The sequence below is a fragment of the Micromonospora sp. WMMA2032 genome (assembly GCF_002688545.1).
Classification (GTDB): domain Bacteria; phylum Actinomycetota; class Actinomycetes; order Mycobacteriales; family Micromonosporaceae; genus Micromonospora; species Micromonospora sediminicola.
The window spans coordinates 287,738-306,271 of the sequence record NZ_CP024052.1 but is presented as its reverse complement, the minus strand read 5'-3'; the positions used below and the strand labels follow the sequence as shown (position 1 = coordinate 306,271).

14 protein-coding genes and 1 pseudogene are annotated in these 18,534 nt (G+C 74.4%); 7 read left to right on the top strand and 8 right to left on the bottom strand.

Annotated features, from left to right (window positions below; translation table 11 throughout):
- Position 1 precedes the first annotated feature (1 nt).
- Both CO540_RS01295 and CO540_RS01290 read right to left on the bottom strand, forming a co-directional pair.
- Entirely contained in the window at positions 2-1,240 is a 1,239-nt protein-coding gene (locus CO540_RS01295; protein WP_099160559.1) for a ketosynthase chain-length factor, read from the bottom strand.
- Positions 1,237-2,502: a beta-ketoacyl synthase gene (locus CO540_RS01290; RefSeq protein ID WP_099160558.1), complete on the bottom strand. Its 1,266-nt coding sequence runs from the start codon at positions 2,500-2,502 to the stop codon at positions 1,237-1,239. Before CO540_RS01290 ends, CO540_RS01295 begins: the two co-directional genes overlap by 4 nt.
- A 505-nt stretch (positions 2,503-3,007) precedes the next feature.
- Here CO540_RS01290 and CO540_RS30080 point away from each other — a divergent pair.
- The 7 genes from CO540_RS30080 to CO540_RS01265 all read left to right on the top strand — a co-directional run bounded on the left by CO540_RS30080 (position 3,008) and on the right by CO540_RS01265 (position 11,234).
- Positions 3,008-3,151 carry a hypothetical protein gene (locus CO540_RS30080; protein WP_157779040.1) on the top strand — a complete coding sequence of 48 codons (144 nt, stop codon included), beginning with the start codon at positions 3,008-3,010 and terminating at the stop codon, positions 3,149-3,151.
- Between the two features lie 101 nt (positions 3,152-3,252).
- The gene (locus CO540_RS01285) at positions 3,253-5,064 is read left to right on the top strand and encodes a radical SAM protein (protein ID WP_099160557.1); all 1,812 of its coding nucleotides are present in this window, start codon (positions 3,253-3,255) and stop codon (positions 5,062-5,064) included.
- Positions 5,061-6,245 carry a radical SAM/SPASM domain-containing protein gene (locus CO540_RS01280; RefSeq protein ID WP_099160556.1) on the top strand — a complete coding sequence of 395 codons (1,185 nt, stop codon included), beginning with the start codon at positions 5,061-5,063 and terminating at the stop codon, positions 6,243-6,245. Before CO540_RS01285 ends, CO540_RS01280 begins: the two co-directional genes overlap by 4 nt.
- Positions 6,242-8,032 (top strand): YcaO-like family protein, encoded by a 1,791-nt coding sequence (locus CO540_RS01275; protein ID WP_157779039.1) that lies wholly within the window; start codon positions 6,242-6,244, stop codon positions 8,030-8,032. The genes CO540_RS01280 and CO540_RS01275 overlap by 4 nt, the downstream gene beginning before the upstream one ends.
- 10 nt (positions 8,033-8,042) lie before the next feature.
- Entirely contained in the window at positions 8,043-8,696 is a 654-nt protein-coding gene (locus CO540_RS01270; protein ID WP_157779038.1) for a nitroreductase family protein, read from the top strand.
- Positions 8,697-8,736: 40 nt separating this feature from the next.
- Positions 8,737-9,897 carry an insulinase family protein gene (locus tag CO540_RS30075; RefSeq protein ID WP_157779037.1) on the top strand — a complete coding sequence of 387 codons (1,161 nt, stop codon included), beginning with the start codon at positions 8,737-8,739 and terminating at the stop codon, positions 9,895-9,897.
- A 5-nt stretch (positions 9,898-9,902) separates the two neighbouring features.
- The gene (locus CO540_RS01265) at positions 9,903-11,234 is read left to right on the top strand and encodes an MFS transporter (protein ID WP_157779036.1); all 1,332 of its coding nucleotides are present in this window, start codon (positions 9,903-9,905) and stop codon (positions 11,232-11,234) included.
- A gap of 4 nt (positions 11,235-11,238) precedes the next feature.
- Here the strand turns inward: CO540_RS01265 and CO540_RS01260 are convergent, their stop codons facing one another.
- The 6 genes and pseudogenes from CO540_RS01260 to CO540_RS01235 form a co-directional block, all read right to left on the bottom strand.
- Positions 11,239-12,222, bottom strand: coding sequence for a hypothetical protein (locus tag CO540_RS01260; protein ID WP_099160553.1), 984 nt, complete (start codon positions 12,220-12,222; stop codon positions 11,239-11,241).
- Between the two features lie 291 nt (positions 12,223-12,513).
- Entirely contained in the window at positions 12,514-13,434 is a 921-nt protein-coding gene (locus tag CO540_RS01255; protein WP_253866339.1) for an ROK family protein, read from the bottom strand.
- Positions 13,431-14,882, bottom strand: a complete 1,452-nt coding sequence (locus tag CO540_RS01250) for an argininosuccinate lyase (protein WP_099160552.1) — start codon at positions 14,880-14,882, stop codon at positions 13,431-13,433. The genes CO540_RS01255 and CO540_RS01250 overlap by 4 nt, the downstream gene beginning before the upstream one ends.
- Positions 14,879-15,622 (bottom strand): annotated as a pseudogene (locus tag CO540_RS01245) (amidohydrolase family protein); the annotation flags it as partial. The pseudogene CO540_RS01245 and the gene CO540_RS01250, both read right to left, overlap by 4 nt.
- Positions 15,623-15,845: 223 nt before the next feature.
- Positions 15,846-16,691 carry a creatininase family protein gene (locus CO540_RS01240; RefSeq protein ID WP_253866335.1) on the bottom strand — a complete coding sequence of 282 codons (846 nt, stop codon included), beginning with the start codon at positions 16,689-16,691 and terminating at the stop codon, positions 15,846-15,848.
- Positions 16,688-18,472 (bottom strand): iron ABC transporter permease, encoded by a 1,785-nt coding sequence (locus tag CO540_RS01235; RefSeq protein WP_091573934.1) that lies wholly within the window; start codon positions 18,470-18,472, stop codon positions 16,688-16,690. The genes CO540_RS01240 and CO540_RS01235 overlap by 4 nt, the downstream gene beginning before the upstream one ends.
- Positions 18,473-18,534: the final 62 nt, after the last annotated feature.

Genomic DNA, 18,534 nt, shown 5'->3' with positions numbered 1-18,534 from the left:
GTCAGGCCGCCGGGACCGGCGCGGCGGCGGCGCGTACCAGCACCGCGGCATTGAAGCCCCAGCGGCCGCGGGCGAGCACCAGGGCGGTCCGCACCGGCGCCTCCCGCGGCGCGTCCCGCACCAGGTCGATGCCGTAGTCGGCGGGCACGTCGCCGGTGTGCCAGGTCGGCGGGATCAGGCCGTCCCGGATGGCGAGCACGGCCGCGACCACGTCCAACGGCCCGCCGCCGGAGTAGAGCCGGCCGGTGAGCGTCTTCGGCGCGGTCACCGGCACCCCGGCCGGCCCGAACAGGTCGCGGATCGCCGCCGCCTCGACCCGGTCCAGCTCGGGCACGCCGGCCGCGTCGGCGAAGACCACGTCCACCTCGTCCGGGCGTACGCCCGCGTCGCGCAGCGCCGACTCGGCCGCCCGCCGCAGGCCCGGCGGACGGTCACTGCCGGCCGGCGGGTCGAAGGTGGCGGCGTAGCCGGCGATCTCCCCGTACACCCGGGGGGCGCCGCGGCGGGCGGCGGCGTCGGCCCGCTCCAGCACCAGGATGGCCCCGCCCTCGCCGGGCAGGTAGCCGCTGGCGGCGGTGTCGAACGGCAGGTAGGCCCGGCGGGGGTCGGCCACCGGGCTGACCCGGCCGCTGGCCAGGTGCGACACCCAGCCCCACGGGTCGAACGACGAGTCCACCCCGCCGCTGACCACCAGCGCGGTGCCCCTGCGGGCCGTACGCCGGGCGTGCCCGAGCGCGTCCAGCCCGCCGGCCTGCTCGGCCACCAGCACCGCGCCCGGGCCGCGCATGCCGTGCCGGATCGAGATCTGCCCGGTGTTGACCGCGTAGAACCAGGCGAACGACTCGTAGACGCTGACGAACTGCGGCCCCTGGGACCACAGCTTGCGGAACTCACCGTGGGTGAACTGGAAGCCACCCGAGGCGTTCGACGTGATCACGCCCATGTCGTAGTCCCGGACGTCGCCCGGGCCGACCGCCGCGTCGCGCAACGCCCACTCCGCGGCGGCCAGGGCCAGCCGGGTCGAGACGTCGGTCTGCGGCAGCAGCCGGTTGGGCAGGTGCGCGGCGGCGTCGAAGTCGGCGATCTGACCGGCGAGCGAGGCCGGGTACCGGCCGGCGTCGAACCGGTCCAGCGGCGCGATGCCGGACTGCCCGGCGAGCGTGGCCGACCAGAAGTCGTCCACTCCGAGCCCGTTCGGCGCGACCACGCCGAGACCGGTGACGAGGACGGGCGTGGTCATCGCCGACCACCCGCCGCGCGCAGCACCATGGCGCTCTGGAACCCGCCGAAGCCGCTGCCCACGGTGAGCACCGTGTCCAGCCGCCGCTCCCGCGCGGTGACCGGGACGTAGTCCAGGTCGCACTCGGGATCGGGGGTGGTGAGGTTGGCCGTCGGCGGCACCACGCCGTGCTCGATGGCCAGCGCGCACGCGGCCACCTCGATCGAGCCGATCGCGCCGAGCGAGTGGCCGACCATGGACTTGATCGAGCTGACCGGCACCCCGTACGCGTGCTGCCCGAGGCTGCGCTTGAAGGCGGCCGTCTCGTGCCGGTCGTTCTGCTTGGTGCCGGAGCCGTGCGCGTTGACGTAGTCGACGGCCGTCGGGTCCACCCGCGACTCGTCCAGGGCCACCCGGATCGCCTCGGCCATCTCCCGGCCGTCCTTCTTCAGACCCGTCATGTGGTACGCGTTGCAGCGGGTCGCGTAGCCGGTGACCTCGGCGTAGACGTGGGCGCCCCGGCGGCGGGCGTGCTCGTACTCCTCGACCACGAACATCGCCGCCCCCTCGGCCAGCACGAAGCCGTTGCGGGTGCCGTCGAACGGGCGGGAGGCCCGCTCCGGCTCGTCGTCGCGGGGGGTGGTGGCTTTGATCGCGTCGAAGCAGGCGACCACGATCGGAGTCACCGGGGTGTCCGCCGCACCGGTCAGCGCCACGTCGACGCTGCCCTCGCGGATCAGGTCGGCGGCATGGCTGACCGCGTCCAGGCCGGAGGTGCAGCCGTCGGAGACCATGGTGACCGGCCCCTCGGCGCCCACCGTCCAGGCCACCTCGGCCGGCATGACGCTGGGGATCAGGTAGTCGAACATGTGCGGCGACAGGTAGTCGTGGTCGACCAGCCACCGTCGCCCGCTGTCCGAGAGCACCAGGTACTCCCGTTCCAGGCTGGTCGCGGCGGCCACCGCGCTGCCGAGGCTCACCCCGATCCGGGTCGGGTCGACCTCGGACGGATCGAGCCCGCTGTCCTCCACCGCCTCCCGGGCGCAGACCACGGCGAACTGGCTCGCCCGGTCCATGCGGCGGATCTCCCGTGGGCTCAGCCCCTCCAGCTCGGGGTCGAAGTCGCACTCGCCGGCCACCCGGGAACGGAACGGCGCGGGATCGAAGAAGGAGATCCGCCGGGTCGCGGTGCGCCCGCTGGAGATCAGGTCCCAGAACTCCTTGGCACCGCGCCCCCCGGGGGTGCGGACACCGATGCCGGTGATGACGACTCGGCGGGTCATCGGCGGACCTCCCGGGCGGTCGGGCGGCCCGGGGCGGAAGCCGGACGGGATGGGCGATGCGTCACCGGTGGGTCCCTTCGCGACGGCGGGAACGGCGACGCCGGGTCAGGAACCGGCGTCGCGCCCCAGCGTCCGGCGCGGCGCTCGAACCGCGCTCGAGACCGGTTCGGTCTCCGGTCAGGTCCGCACGGCCCCCCCCGTTCCCGAGGGCCCTCGATCGCGGCGCTCGCCCGATGGCAACCCCTGAGCACGCCGGGGGCACCCCTGCCTCGGGTTGGGCCACCCCGGCCCACCCCTTCACCCTCGGTAGCAAACCGTGCCGTCCGACAGGCAGGTGAAGCGAATTGATACTGATTAGCGGCTCAGCGGCGGGAAAGTTTGCGCCCTCCGCTACCACCCCTTGGATCAAGGGGTTCAGCTCGACAAACCTTTGCCATAGATTGCCGTCCACGGCTCGCGGCGTGGATCACGAGCCGACGCGCGATACGAAGGGAAGGTGATCGCGATGTCCACCATGACCGACGCGGCCATCACGGAGAGTGCCGCGATCGAACTCACGGACGTCAACGAGGTCGAGGTGGTCGAGATCGAGTTCGACGAGCTCGGACGCTTCGAGTCGCTGTCGATGTGCTGCAACGTCGCGTTCTGACCGATCCGGCCTGAGCAGTACGGAACGCCGGCGGGACGTGGCGGCCAGCCGGTACGCCACGTCCCGCCCGGCACCCCGACGACCGGAGGAGAGCCCCCGTCGTGCACACCTCCCTGATCTTTCCCCCGGCCACCTACTACCACATGCCGTACCTCGCTCCGTACCTGCTCAAGGGGCACCTGCACGCCAGCAGCCCGGTGACCTGCCGGACCGACGACGCGAACATCCGGTTCTTCCACGCCCTGTGGACCGGCGGCGTCGAGCCGACGGAGCTGGCCCCCTCGACCCCGACGCGGGTCCGGCTCAGCCTGGAATATCTGGCGGCTCGCGGGTCGTCGGCCTGGGAGGCGCTGCGGGACCTGGCGACCTACCGGAGCACCCGCGCGGTCGCCCGGGCGTCCCGGACGCTGCGCTTCGCCGACCTGGCGCTCTCCTACGACCTGCGGCACCACGGCCTGACCCGGCCGGTGCCCACGCCGGAGCAGGACTGGCCCGCCCTGGTCGACCGCCTGCGGCACAGCGTCCTCGGCCGGTGGCTGGAGCGCGACGTCCGGGGCGGGCGCTACCGCGACTGCGCGGTGGTCTGCCTCAGCGCCGCCTACCTGGAACAACTCGCGCCGGCGCTGCTCATCGCCCGACTGGTCAAGGAACACCAGCCGGGCACCGTGGTGGTGATCGGGGGCAACGCCGTCACCCACGTCCGGCGGGAGGTGCTGGCGCACGACACCTCGTTCTGGCACGACGTCGACTACGCGGTGGCCTTCCAGGGCGAGGAGCCGCTCACCGCGTTGCTGACCGCGCTGGCGGCCGGGGCGACCGACGTCGACGTCGACGGCGTCGCCCGGATCCGGGACGGGGCCGTCACCTACCGGCGCGCCGCCCCGCAGACCGGCCCGCCGGCGGGGGCGCCCGACTTCACCGACCTGGACCACCTCTACCCCACCCCGGAGCCGATCTACCCGCTGCTGACCAGCAAGGGCTGCTACTGGGGCAAGTGCGCGTTCTGCACCCACCACGAGGGATACGGCGACGGCTACTTCCGGCTCGGCGCCGACGCCGTCGACGACGCCCTGAAGGCGATCAGCGCGGTCGACGGTTCCTACCTGTACTTCGTCGACGAGGCCATCCCGCCGCGGGAGATCAACGACCTGGCCCGCCGGCTCGCCGCGATCGCCGACGTTCCGGCGGAGACCGCGACGGCACGGCCGACCGCGGACCGGCGGTTCCGGTGGACCGCGGAGGCGCGCGTGGACAAGCCGATGCTCACCGAGGCGGCCGTGCGCAGCCTGGTCGACTCCGGCTGCGTGCTGCTGGTCAACGGCATCGAGGCCGGCTCCCAGCGGGTGGCCGACCTGATGCGCAAGGGCATCCGGCTCACCGACGTGGAGCGGCACGCCGAGCTGCTCAAGCGGGCCGGCATCCCGGTCGGCTGGATGTTCTTCATCGGCTTCCCCGGCGAGACCGACGAGGAGGCCCGCGCCACCTTCGAGATGATCCGGCGCAACCGGGACCACATCTCGTACGCCTCCGTCGGGACCTTCGCCCTGGAACGGGACTCGCCGGTCTGGAACGACCCCACCCGCTACCGGATCAATCTGCTCGAGGCGCACGTGCCGTACGCCCTGGCGCAGAACTACACCACCGCCGACGCCCAGGGCCCGGAGGCGGATCGGCAACGCGTGCGGCTGGACCGCCGGCTGGCGGAGCTGCACGCGGAGTTCGCCGACCTCGACCCGATCTTCGAACGGGCGGTGGACCGGTCCTTCGCGATGTTCATGGCGGTGGCGCAGGACGGGCGGCCGGACGTGCCGGAAGTCGCCGGCGAGCCGGTAGGCGAGTCGTTCCGGTCGCCGTCCCTGGGCCGCACCGTCACCGTCGACCTCGACCGCTGGAAGATGAGAGTGAACCCATGACCACACAGACCACCGGCGACCTGCCGGCCGAACTGGTGCTGGCGCCGTTCGTCAAGCTCACCGGCACCCGGCGGTACACCGAGGACACCCCCCGGGTCTACCGTCGGCTCGACCTCTGGCGCGGCGCGAAGCAGGGCGTGGCCGCCACCGACCGGATCACCCGCCTGCTCGGCCGGTTCGAACACCCGCAGTCCACCGCCGCGCTGGTGCTCGCCGCCGGTTCACACGCCGACGACCTGGCCCGCACGCTCGCCACGCTGGTCGAGGTGGGGCTGCTGGTCGACGTGTCGGCCATCCGTACGCCGCGACCGTCGCTGGAGTTGGAGATCACCAACCGGTGCAACGCGGACTGCATGATGTGCCCCCGCCAGGAACTGCGCCCGCTCGGCGACATGAGCGAGGAGACGTTCGACCGGTTCCTGGAGTTCGCCGCCGCGATCGAGGCGCCCGGGATCATCCTGCAGGGCATCGGCGAACCCACGCTGCACCGGCGGTTGGTGCCGTGGGTCCGGCGGATGCGGGAGGCCCTCGGCCCGGAGGAGCGGTTCCCGATCGTCGCGGTCACCAACGGCTTCCGGATGGACGTCGACACGGTGACGGCACTGCGCGACGCCGGCCTGTCGCTGCTGAAGTGGTCGATCCACAGCCTGCGTCGGGAGCGGTTCGCCACCATCTTCGGGCGGGACAAGCGGGACGCCTCGGTGGCGAACCTGGAGGCGGCGATCCGGGTGGCACCCGACCTGGTGGCGCTCAACTTCGTCAAGATGGACATCAACCAGGACGAGGTGGACGACTTCCACCGCTGGATCGAGGAACGGGGACTGTCCCGGGGCAGGTTCCGCCAGATCGAGGTCCAGGGCCGCGGCGGCACCCTGCCGATCATGCAGCTCACCTCGCGTCCCGGCGCGCCCGACCAGGCGCACTGCCTGTTCCGCAAGCAGTCCCTCTTCGTCGCCTGGGACGGCGACCTGCTGCCGTGCAGCAACGACGTCGGCAGCCGCCACCGCTACGCGAACCTGACCGTGGACGACACCGACACGATCATGAGCCGCTGGCGCACCGAGTTGCTCGGCCGGCCGGCCGAGTTCGCCATCTGCGACGGCTGCGACCACGGCAGCCGGGGCAACCTGCCGACCGACTGGCACGCGCTGGCGAGCGGGGCCCGTCTGGAACCCGCGTGACCGCGCCGGAGGCCGTGGACGTCGCAGGAGCGTGGCGGGACGTCGCCGCGACCTGCGACATCGTCAGCGTGGACGAACGGGGCGCCTCGGCCCTGCTCCGGCACGGGGCGCGGGGCTGGCGGCTGCGCTCCCCCGACCCGGCCGCGGTGCTCACCCAGGCGCGGCGTCTCGCCGGCGGCGCGCCGGTCCCGGGCGGAGAACCGCGGGAACCCACGGTCCCGTTGCCGGAGCACGTCCTGCTCGACGCGCCGGACGACGGTTGGCGGCTCGGCCGCTGGTGGACGGCCGACGACCTGGTCACGGCCTGCCGCAACGCGCCGGCCGCGGCGGTGCCGGTGGCGGCCTGCGCGTACCGGCCGGCACCGTGGGCGGCGGCGCTGGCCGCCCTCGCCGGCGCCGTGCCGCACCAACCCGTTCTCGTCCTCGGCCGCTGGCTGGTTGTGGGACCGGTGGTCCGCAACGGCACCGACCACCGCTGGCTCCGGTCGCTGCTGGGCCAGCTCGACCCGCAACTGTCGGCCCGGATCGACGGTGGCCACCGGCTCGCGCATCCCGCCGGCCGGGCACTGCCCGCCTCGGTGGTGTCGGCGGTCGTCGCCGCCCGCGAGGTGGACCCGGACGGCGTCGACATCCACCTGCGCGACCTGCGTGGTGGGTCGCGGCAGCGGGTCCGGCCACCCCGGTCGGTGCGGCGGGCGGCGCGGACCGATCCGCCGGACGGCCCGGTCTTCCAGCCGTGGGTGGACCACGAGGAGATCGACGCGGCGATCCCGCTGACCGTCGCGCTCGGCGCCGCGACCGATCCGGTACGCCCGGTCCGGTCCGCCGCGGTCTCCCCGCTGGCCGGCCTCGCCACCGCGCGGGCGGCACTGGAGGCCGCCGAACGCTTCGCGCTCAACCGCCGTCCCGCCCGGACGGTCACCTGCGCCCGCGAGGACCTGCCCGCCGGCCAGTCCGTCGTGGTGCCGGAGCCGTTCACCGACGCGCAGCGGGCCGCAGCGGACTTCCCCCACCCGGCCGTGGACCCGCGCGCCCCACGGCCGTGGACGTCGGCGACCTCGCTGGTGGACGGACGGCCGTGCTGGGTGCCGACCGAGGTGGCCTGCCTCGTTCCCGCCGTGGCCGGTGACCGCCCGTGCGTCCCGCGTACCAGCACGGGCACCGCGGCGCACACCAGCGCCCTGCTCGCCGAGCAGGGCGGGCTGCTCGAAGTGGCGGAGCGGGACCTGGTCGCGCGCCACTGGCCCGCCGGCCGGATGCACCGGTTGGACCCGGGCGTCTGGGCCCGGGAGCTGGACCAGGTCGCCCGGCAGCTCGGCCGGGACCCCTACCTGTACCTGTGCGCCGACCCGTTGGCGTCGGTCTGCGTGGTCACGCTGCACGACCCGGACACCGGAGCGGCGCACGTCGGCGGCTGCGCCGCCGCACCCACCGTCGCCGAGGCCGCCGCCCACGCCTTCGAGGAGGCCCTGATGCTGCACCACCGGGGCGTACCGGCCGGTGCGCCGGCGCCGCTGGCCGCACCGGTGGTGGCGGACCCGCTCAACCCGGCCGGCGTGGCCGCGTTCGAGGCGAACTTCCACTTCGACCGGCTACGCCGGCACTACCGGGCGGTGAGCGTGGACCTCGACACCCCCGGGCTGCGAGCCGACGGCATCGTGGTGCGCAAGGTGATCTCACCGGTCGCCGCCGACCTTCCGGTGCCCGGCGGGCCGCTGCCCGAGCGGCTGCTGGACGCTGCGGCGATCCGAGGCGCCGGACTGCTGCGACTGTTCCAGACCGGCTGAGGCGGCGCCGGTGCGAGACCGAGATCAGGCCCGTAGGGTCACCGACCGACGGTCGGCGGCCCTGGTGTTCCACGCCCTCACCGGGCTGCCACCGGAGGGACCGCCGGTGGCCACGCTGCGGGTGCCCCGACAGCAGCCCGGCCGACGTCCGGCGGTGGCGCGACCCGCGTCGGCGCGCCGCTTCGGCCCGGCCGGACCGGACGTCGACGCCGCGGCCCGTCAGGTGACCGGGGAGGTGTTCGGCCGGGACCGCGACGGCCGCCGGGCCTATCCCTCGGCCGGCGGGCTGTACGCGGTGCGTGGTCACCTCGTGCAGTCGCACGCCGGTGCGGTGCTGGCCTGTGCCGGCGACGAGCAGCCCACGGTCGGCGTGGTCGACGCCGGTGCGGTGCGGGAACACGCCTTCGCCCAGGTGGCCGGCGAGCCGAACTGGGTGGTGCTGACCGGCCGCCAGCCCCGCTACCAGGAGCGCTACGGCCTGCGCGGCTACCGCTACCTGCTGCTGGAGGCCGGGCACCTGGCGCAGTGCCTGCTCGACGCGGCCGCCCGGGCCGGCCTGCGCGCGTTGCCGGTCGGCGCCTTCGACGACGAGGGACTCGCCGAGACCCTCGGTCTGCGCGGAGCGGACCAACTGCCGCTGTACCTCATCGCGCTGGGCCGTTGAGGCGGGCCGCGCGACCACCCCGCACACACCGGAGGACCCGATGCGGCCGACCATCACGCACCGCTGGCTCGAACGCCCGCTGGCCAACACCTACCTCTGCCTGGCCACGGTGGGCGGGCCGGCGCTCGAACAGCTGGTGGGCGCGCCCACCGGCACCAGCCACCTGCTGGAGCACCTGCTGTTCCGGCGGGTCGAGACCGAGCCGCCGGACTCGCCGCTGCGCGGGGCCCGGCTGGGCATGTTCACCTCGCGGGAGACGATGCAGGTCGACGTCGTCTGCGCGCCCGAGGCAGCGCCGGGCATCGTCGCCCTGCTCGAGCGGTGGTGGCTCGACTTCCGGCTGACCGCCCGTCTGGTCGCCGAGGAGCTGCCGGTGATCCGGGAGGAGCTGGCGGAACGGCGCTTCGAGCTGATGCCCCGGCTCTGGCCCCTGGTGTTCGGCAGGTACGCGCCGGGAAGCTGGGCCGCCCGACCGCTCTCCGGCCCGGTCGAGGACCTCGCCGGGCTCGGCGTCGACCAGCTGCTCGACTGGCAACGGGCGGCGGTCGGGCTCGGCGCACACCTGAGCGCGGTCGGGCCCCGGGACCCGTGGCGGGGCTCCGGCCGGTACACGGAGCCGAAGCCGGGGGACGCGGTCTCGCTCCCCGACCTGCCCTGGACGTCGTTCACCTCGTCCCCGGTGCCGCGGGACGTCCCCGATGCCGACCGGGTGGTGGTGTGCTGCGCCCGGGAGGTGCCGGGGCGGCGGTCCCCGCACGCCGCCGCGGGCCACTGCCTCAACGGCGCGCTCGACCGGGGGCTGACCGTCGCGATCCAGCGGGAGCTCAAGCGCCGGCACGCCATCCGGTCGATCGAGTACCGCCAGGAGTTCCTCGCCGACCGGGCCGTCGTGGTCGCGGTCACCGAGTGCCGGGGCGAGGTCGCCGCGGACGTGTGCCGGCTGCTGGAAAGCTCCTTCGACGTGCTGCGGCACGACGTCGACGCGGCGAGCCTGGCCGCCGCCGGCGCCGGTTACCTGGGCGGGTACCTGGACGAGCCGAAGACGCTCGCGCAGTACGACGCGCGCGCCGGCCTGCTCGCCGTCGATGCCGCCGTGGACACACCCACGGCACTGCGGGACAGCCCACCGGAGACGATCCGGGCCCTGGTCCGCGACCACGTCGCGCCGGCCGGACCCGCGATCGTCGTCCGCCGGCGGTGACGGCCGTGCCCCGCGGCGGTGGCCGCGCCGGTCGGTTGATCCTCGCCGCCACCAGCTTCTCCGCGCTGGGCGACGGCTTCCGCTACACCGCGCTGCCGCTGCTGCTGCTGGCGGTGGGGGCGGGAACCGACACCCTGTCGACGGCGTACGTGGTCAACAGCGTTCCCGGCGTGCTCTTCGTGCTCTTCGGCGGCCTGCTCTCCGACCGTTACCCGGCCAAGCGCGTCGTGGTCCTGGTCGACCTCGTCCGGGCCGCCGCCGCGACCGTGTTCACCGTGGCCCTCGTCCTCGGCGCGGTCACGGTGTGGTGGGTCTACCTGCTGATCTTCGTCCTCGCGACGGCCGAGGTCGTCTACTTCAGCGCGGTCCAGGTGTTCCTCGCCGACGCGCTCGACCGGTCCGACCTGGGCGTGGTCAACGGCCGCGTCGCGTCGGTCACCACCACGGCCAACAGTCTCGCCGGACCCGGCGCCGGCGCCTTCCTGTTCGGGCTCGCACCGGTCCTGCCCTTCCTCGTCGACGCCGTCTCGTTCGTGGCGGCGGCGGTCTGCAACGGGCGGGTGCCCACCCCGAGGCGGCCCCCGGGCGGGGCGCCGGTCGGCCGGGCCGGACCGGCCGGCGCGGTGACGCTGCTCGCCGCCGGCTTCCGGACGACCTTCTCCGACCCGGTCCTGCGCGGGCTCTTCGCCTTCGCGGTGGCGCGGGCCTTCGCCGCGGCGGCGGTGCTCTCCGTGCTGGCGGTCTTCGTGGTCACCGAACGAGGGCTTCCGGTCAGCCACTACGGATACGTGCTCGCGGTCGGCGCGGTCGGCGGGGTGCTCGGCGGCTGGTCGGTGTCGCGGTACGGCGACCGCGTGCCGTTGTGGCGGAGCACCTGGGCGGCGAACATCGCCTTCGGTCTGTCCTTCGCGTCGCTCCCGCTGGGCGCCGGCGTGCCGGTGATCGGTGGCCTGCTCGCGGTGAACCTCGCCGCCGCGGTCTGGACCGCGGTGCTGGCCGCCACCCACCGGCAGCGGGTGGTGGCCCGCGACGAACTGGGCCGGACGAGCAGCGTGCTGCGGCTGGGCGTCGGCGTGGCGACCGTCCTGGGCGCGGCGGCGGCCGGCCTGCTCGGCGACGTGGTGCCGCTCGGCGGCTTCTTCGTCGCTCTCGGCCTCGGGGTGCTGGTCGTCTGCGCCCCGTTCCCCCGCCCACCCCGGCCGCGTGCCGAGCCGCCGGTCGGGCCCCCGGCGGCGCCCGCGCGGAGCGGGACGGCCCGGTCGACGTCACCGCCTGAGCCGGCGACGCGAACGGCCCGGAGCGTCGGGTCGACGTTCCGGGCCGTGGCGTGCGCGTGACGCGTTACTTGAGGAAGCGGTCGAGCGCGGCCTCGATGGTGCCGCTGTCCGGCGCGGCGTACGACTTCAACGTCACCTTGTTGTAGGAGATGAAGCTCGGGCAGCGGCTGGCCGGCGCGGTCACGGTGCCGCCGTCGCCGATCTTCTCACCGGTCTTGGCCGCGTGGAAGGTCAGCGTGTACCGCGACGAGATGTAGTTGACCGTGACGACCTTGCCGTCGGTGTTCTTGTACTGGCACTTCTTCGGCGTGCCCTCGCTGCCCTCGACCACCTTCAGGCAGCCGATCACCGACGCGGTCGCGAAGTCCGCCGACTTGGTGTAGTAGCTCTTGTCCGAGCTGAACGACTTCTGCGACCAGAACGTGGGCCGGTCCGGGGCGTTGGAGAAGACGAACGCCTTCGCGCTCGACGGCCCGGTGTACGCGGCGGCGTTGAGGATCGCGCCGCCCTCGCAGACCGCGGACATCTCGCTGGAGTACCGGGCGGTCAGCGCGTCGTTGTTGGACGGCTCGTCCGGCCCGGTCGACGCCGGCCCGGACTCGCTGGGGGCGGCGGTCGGCGTGCCCGGCCCGGGGGTCGCGCTCCCGGAGGCGACCGGCTTCGGGTCGTCCTCGTCCCCGCCGAAGGCGACGTAGGCGAGCCCACCGCCGCAGCAGAGCAGCGTCAGCGTGACCGCGCCGGCGACGAGGCCCACGATCAGGCCCTTCGTCATCCCGCGCTTCGGCGGGACCGGCGCGAACGGCGCGGGCTGTCCGGGATAGCCGCCCGGCGCGGCGGGCTGACCCGGGTACGGCGCCGCGGGCTGGGCGCCGTACGGCGCGCCGGAGCCCGGCGGGGTCCCGTAGGGGGCGCCGGACGCCGGTTGGGCGCCGTAGGGCGCGCCGGAGCCCGGCTGCGCGCCGTACGGGGCGTTCGGGTCGGGCTGGTTGCCCCACGCTCCGGCGTTCGGGTCCGGATAGCCTCCGTAGGGAGGGTGATTGTCACTCATCTGAGGTTCTTCCACCTGTCGTCCGTGGTTCCGGCGATCAACCACCCGCAGCGTAATGACGGCCGCAAATTCGCAGATCGCCGAAGTCTGATCGTTCTTCACCACCGGTGTCGGGGCCGTTCCGGTGTGTGCCGGCGCGACCCCCGACGACCGGCTGGCGACCCGGCCGCGCCGGGCGCGCAGTTGTTGCGGGACAAGGGATCGGCTGCTCGACGGCGCGCCCGCGTCCACTTCCCGGGACGCCGGAAAATGTGACGCAGACGACAGCCACGCCGCCGCCCGGAGCGTCCCTCAGCGCACCGCCGGCACGGCCTCCCGGGCCAGGGTGAGCGCGCCGAACAACGCGGCGTCGTCGGCGAAGCGGGAGCGCACCACGTCGGGCGGGTGCGGCAGCGCCTCGGTCAACCGGTCGACCAGCATCCGCCGGATCAGGTCGCTGCGGGTCACGCCGCCCACCAGCACGAGCCGCTGGGGGTCCAGGAGCAGGCAGCAGGTCGCCAGCGCCCGGGCCGCCTCGTCCACCCGGGCGGCCAGCGCGTCGCGGACCGGGCCGGGCCGCTCGGCCTCGGCGGCCAGCCCTGCGGCCCCGCCCGGCAGGTCGAGGTCGGCGGCGAGCCGGTCCAGCGCCAGCCCGGAGAAGTCCCGCTCCAGCATGGTCCCCGGCCAGGGACCGCCGGCCACCGCGTACCCGATCTCGCCGGCCGCGCCGCGGTGCCCGGACAGCACCGCGCCGCCGACGGTCACGGCCGCCGCGATCCCGGTGCCGATTCCCACCACGAGGCCGGGGTCGACCCCGCGCAGGGCGCCCAGCCGCAGCTCGGCCAGGGCGGCGGCGTTCAGGTCGTTGTCGACCGCGACCCGGGACACGTCCAGCGCGTCGCGGACCGCGTCGGCGAGGCGGAGCCGTTCCCAGCCGGGCACGTTGGGCGCCAGGTCGATGCCGTCCGGGCGGACCACGCCGGGCGAGGCGACCCCGGCCGCGGCGACCGGGCCGCCGACCTCACCGACCAGGTCGCCGGCGAGGTCCAGCGCCCGGGCCAGCGCCTGCGGGGCGCCCTGTTCGGCCAGGGTGGGCACCCGGCGGTGGGCCAGCAGCCGACCGTCGGCGTCGGAGACCCCGACGGCCATCTTGGTGCCGCCGAAGTCGATGCCGAGCAGCAGCCCGGTCCTCCGGGCACCGGCGGCGGGCGGGTCGGACAGTCGCACGCTCACCGCGCCCCCAGTTCGGCGGCCACGGCGTCCAGCGCCTCGTCCGCCGCGCGCAGCAGGTTCCGCACCGCGCCCAGCCGCTCCGCCACCGGGTCGAGGGCGGCGCGCAGCGCGCCCACCTGGGCGCGGACCGCCGCGGCGCCCGGCCCGTCCGCCTGCGCCCGCCGCAGCACCAGCTCCGGACGGACGGCGGCGGCGATCAGGTCGGCCACGGCCGCGTCGTCCAGCGCCCCGGCGATCGGGGCGGCGGCGGCCCGCACGCCCTCGGGCGTCCAGGTGTCCGGCCCGCCGGCGCGGACCAGCCGGCCGACCACCGAGTGGGCGGCCCGGAACGGTACGCCGTGGCGGGTCAGCGCGTCCGCGGCGGCGGTGGTGGTGGCGCCGGAGGCGACGATCTCCTCCCGGCTGGGCGGGTTGAGCGGCGCGATCTCGGCCAGGAAGCCACCGACCAGGGCGAAGAAGCGCTCGGCCCGGTCGTTGCTCTCCCAGAGCCGCACCTGCACGTCGGTGGTGGCGTTGTTGGAGTCCTCCCACCAGGCGGCGCCCACGTTGTTGAGCACCGAGGCGGCGTCCGCCGCGGCCTGCCCGGCGTACGAGACCAGGTGCTCCAGCACGACCGGGTTGCGCTTCTGCGGCATGATGCTGCTGCCCTGGGTGAAGTCGCCGGGGGTGGTGACCCAGTTCCAGCTCAGCCAGTCCATCAGCGTGCGGGCCAGCCGCGCGCCGGTGGCCAGGGCCCGCGCGTTGAGCGTGCCGACCCGGACCAGGTGGTCGGCGCCGGCCACCGCCTCGTACGAGTTGGTGACCAGGCCGGCGAAGCCGAGCAGCTCGGCCACCCGGGCCGGGGCGATGTCCAGGTCGGTGCCGGCGAAGGCGCAGGAGCCCAGCGGGGAGACGTTGAGCTGGTCGATCACGTCGGCGTAGGTGGCCGCCTGCTGGGTCAGCGCCTCGGCGTAGCCGGCCAGGGCGTGCCCGATCGTGGTGGGCTGCGCCGGCCGGCGGTGGGTGTAGCCGGTGATGACCACGTCGGCGTACCGGTCGGCCCGGTCGAGCGCGGTACGGCCGGTGTCGACCACCCGCTGGAGCACCTCGACGAGCTGGTCGCGCAGCAGCATCCGGAACACTCCGGCGTCCAGGTCGTTGCGGCTGCGGGCCAGCTGCACGTCCAGCTCGGAGGTGGGGATGCCGCACGCCTCGGCGAGCCGCTTCTCCAGCAGGTAGTAGGTGTCCTCGAAGCCGCCGTCGTACGCCGGTGGCGCGCTGGTGTCGGCGCGCAGCTCGGCCAGCCCGCGCAGCAGCCGGGCGCCCCGGTCGGCCGGGATCAGCCCCTGCTCGGTCAGCATCACCACGTGCGCCTGGCTGGCCCGCACCATCGCCGGGTAGAGGCGCCCGACGTGGTGGTCGTAGGTCGGCGCCAGGTGGTTGCGCTGGTAGGTGGTCAGCGTGCTCATCGGGTTTCCTTCCGGTCCGCGGTCAGGCCGAGCAGTCGCTCGGCGTTCCCGGCGAAGATCGCGCGCAGGTGCTCCTCGGGCATGCCCATCTCGTGGCAGATCCGGAGCTGGTCGTCGAGGTAGCGGGTGACGTAGCCGCGGGGGAACCAGGACGAGTCGCTGCCGAAGACGATGCGGTCCGGCCCGATCGTCTCGTAGCAGCGGCGGAACAGGTCCTCCAGCGTGAGCCGGTACGGCATCCAGCGCACCCACTGGTTCGAGCCGGACGTGTCGATGTGGACGTTCGGGCAGCCCCACGCGGTGAAGAACAGCTCCTGCACGTGCTGCACGCCGAAGTGCGGCACCACCACGGCCAGCTCGGGGAAGCGGCGGGCCATCCGGGCCAACTCGTCCGGTCCGCCGTGGCGGCCGACGCTGAGCCCGCCGGCGCTGCCGTAGTGCCCGATGTGGATCAGGACGGGCACGCCGAGGCGCTGGGCGGTGCCCCAGAGCGGGTCCAGGTCGGTGTGGTCGAGCGGGCCCCGCAGCAGCGGGGCGAACAGCTTCAGCCCGCGCAGGCCCCGCTCGGTGACCGCGCGTTCCAGCTCGGCCGCGGCGTCCGGTCCGTACGGGTCGTGGTGGGCGAAGCCGAGCAGCAGGTCCGGATGCCGGTCGACCACGTCGGCGACCGCGTCGTTGCCGCCGCCGGTGACGAACACGGCCCGCCGTACCCGCGCGGCGCGCAGCTCCTCGGCCCACCGGTCCGCCTCGTCCTGCCAGCGCTCGGCCGGCGGCTCGGGGTCCGGGAAGCCCCAGGCCCGACGCCACCCCGGGCGTACGGCGCGGACCCGGCGGCCCGCACGGCCCGTTCGCGCTCACCGCCCGGGTGCATCCCGGCGGCCTCCTCGCAGGCGTGCACCGTCTCGTCGGCGCCGATGCGGAAGTGCAGGTGGAAGTCGACGACGTCCAGTCCCCGGTCGACGGTCACGCGTCCTCCTCGGGCAGCGGGTCGGCGGTGGGCGGTTGCGGCAGCGGGTCGGCGGTGGGCGGGGCCGGTGGCGGGGCGGCCACCCAGGCGGCCACGATCTCGCGCAGCCGCGCGCCGGCGGTGGCGCGGACCGTCCGCCCGGCCTCCTCGGTGGCCAGCGAGACGTGCCCGGACCAGCCCTGCCACGGGTCGGGCCGGGACTCCACCAGCACGTACGGGTGGTCCACCGGCAGCTTGGGCCGGGGCGGCAGGTCGGCGACGGCGTCCAGGCGCACCGTCTCCGGCGCGAAGCCGAGCACGCCCGAGGTCTCGTACGCGCCGCCGTGACCGCGGGCGATCGCGTCGCCGTAGAGTTCGGCGGTCTCCGCCGGGGTGACCAGCTGGAACCAGTTGACCAGCAGCAGGCTGGCGGTGCGCCGGCCGGAGACCCACTCCATGGCGGCCCGGACGGTGGACATGTTGGCGTCGTGGCCGTTGACCACCAGCAGCCGGGGGAATCCGGCGGCGACGATGCCCTCGATCACGTCGGCGAGGTAGCCCACGGCGATCTCCGGCCGGATCGCCACCGTGCCCGGCCAGGGCCGGGTCTGCCCGGGGCAGGCCGCGTAGGCCACCGGCGGGAACAGCACGCCGCGCGGGCCGGGCCCGGGCGCGGCGCTCTCGGAGGCGAAGCCCTCGGCGAGGACGAGGTCCGCGCCCAGCGGGAGGTGCGGTCCGTGCCACTCCACCGCGCCGACCGGCAGCACCGCGAAGTCCGCCGCCGCGACCACGTCGGCCAGTTCGCCGCCGGGGATGCCGGCGGCGGGCAGCAGCCCGCCGCCGTCGGCCCAGCGTGCGGTCACGCCGTCCACTTGACCCCCTCCCGGGCTGCCCGGCCACCGTTCTGGAGCCGGCCGGAGACCACCATCACCACGAAGATCAAGACGACCTGGAGCATGCCGTACGCGGCGGCGGTGCCGACCTCGAACGAGTACATCCGGTTGTTGATCTCCACCGAGATCGGCGCGGTCTCCGAGGTGTAGATCAGCACCGAGGCGACGAACTCGCCGACGCCGTTGACGAACGCGAGCAGCGCGCCGGCCAGCACGCCGGGCAGCATGAGCCGCAGGGTGACCGTGCCGAACGCGCGCCACCAGGACGCGCCGAGGTTGCGGGCGGCCTCCTCCAGCGACGGGTCGAGCTGGGCCAGCGTCGCCGAGCTGGAGCGGAACACCAGCGGCAGGAACCGCACGAAGTAGGCCAGCGGCATGATCCAGAAGGTCCCGATCAGCACCTGGCCGAAGCTGAACGCGTTGCCGGTGCTGAACGCCGAGATCAGGTTGATCGCGACCACCGTGCCGGGCAGCGCCCAGGCGAGCATGACCGCCACGTCCAGCAGGCCGCGCCCGCGGAAGTCCAGCCGGCGCACCGCGTACGCGATGAGCACGCCGACCACGACGCAGCCGACGGTGGCGAGCAGGCTCATCTGCAGCGAGTTGAGGATCGGCCGGTACGCGTCCGGGTCGGAGAAGATGGTGACGAAGTTCTGCGTGGTGTAGCCGGACGGGATCACCTCGGTGGTCCACGACCCGTCCCGGGAGAACGCCACCAGGGCGATGGTCGCCACCGGCGCGAGGAGCACCACCACGGCGAGCAGCGAGGCGAGCAGCGCCAGCCAGCGGGCGAACGGGTTGGTCAGCTCGCGGCGGTGGCTGGCCACCCCCTTGGACTGGGAGCGGTAGCTGCGCCGACCCTCGTACCAGCGCATCCCGAGCAGGAACAGCACCGACACCACGGCCAGCACCGACGCGTAGGTCGAGGCCATCGGCAGGTCGCCGTTGGTGCGGTTGATGTAGATCTGCATGGTCATGGTCCGGTCCACGCCGAACAACAGCGGGGCGGTGTAGGAGGCCAGCGAGGTCATGAAGACCAGCAGCGAGGCGGAGACCAGCGCCGGGGTGAGCATCGGCAGCAGCACCGTCCGCCACACCCGGACCCGGCCCGCGCCGAGGTTGTAGGCGGCCTCCTCGACCGACGGGTCCATGCCGACGAGCGCGGCGGACGTGGCGAGGTAGAAGAACGGGTACATGGTGAACGTGTGCACCACCAGCACGCCGGCGATGCCGCTGAACGGCAGCACCGGGTTCTCCGTGCCGAACAGCTGTTGCAGCGCGCGCGGCAGGATGCCGGTCTCGCTGTAGAGCAGCTGGAACGAGATCGCCCCGATCAGCGGCGGCAGCGCCGCCGGCACCAGGATGATCGCCTCGATGATCCGGCGGCCGGGGAACGAGAACCGCTTGAGCAGGAACGCCATGGCCACGCCGACGACGCCGCAGAGCAGCACGCTCGCGGCCGAGATCAGCAGCGACGTGACCAGCGCGGAGCGGGCCACGCCGTCGCCGGTGAGGAAGCTGGCCCAGTTCGCCGGCCCGTCCACCCCGACGCTCTCGCCGAAGGTCGCGAGCATCGGCTGGACCACGTAGCCGAACAGGACCAGCGCCAGCGGGAACACCAGGACGTACGGGAACCAGCGCGAGTTGGCGTTGAGCCCGGGGCGGCGGGACCGCCGGCCCGACGGCGGGGTGGGGTCCTCGGTGATCGGCGGGACGGTGGCCGCGCTCGGGGTCGCGGGAATCGTGCTCACGGCGTCACCTCAGTTCGCGACTGCGGGGCTCGCAAAACCGGCTCACTCCTCGTGCTCACAGC

Coding starts and splice junctions, on each gene's coding strand:
- CO540_RS01295 (WP_099160559.1), bottom strand. CDS start 1,240: ATGACCACGCCCGTCCTCGTCACCGGTCTCGGCGTGGTCGCGCCGAAC.
- CO540_RS01290 (WP_099160558.1), bottom strand. CDS start 2,502: ATGACCCGCCGAGTCGTCATCACCGGCATCGGTGTCCGCACCCCCGGG.
- CO540_RS30080 (WP_157779040.1), top strand. CDS start 3,008: ATGTCCACCATGACCGACGCGGCCATCACGGAGAGTGCCGCGATCGAA.
- CO540_RS01280 (WP_099160556.1), top strand. CDS start 5,061: ATGACCACACAGACCACCGGCGACCTGCCGGCCGAACTGGTGCTGGCG.
- CO540_RS30075 (WP_157779037.1), top strand. CDS start 8,737: ATGCGGCCGACCATCACGCACCGCTGGCTCGAACGCCCGCTGGCCAAC.
- CO540_RS01260 (WP_099160553.1), bottom strand. CDS start 12,222: ATGAGTGACAATCACCCTCCCTACGGAGGCTATCCGGACCCGAACGCC.
- CO540_RS01250 (WP_099160552.1), bottom strand. CDS start 14,882: ATGAGCACGCTGACCACCTACCAGCGCAACCACCTGGCGCCGACCTAC.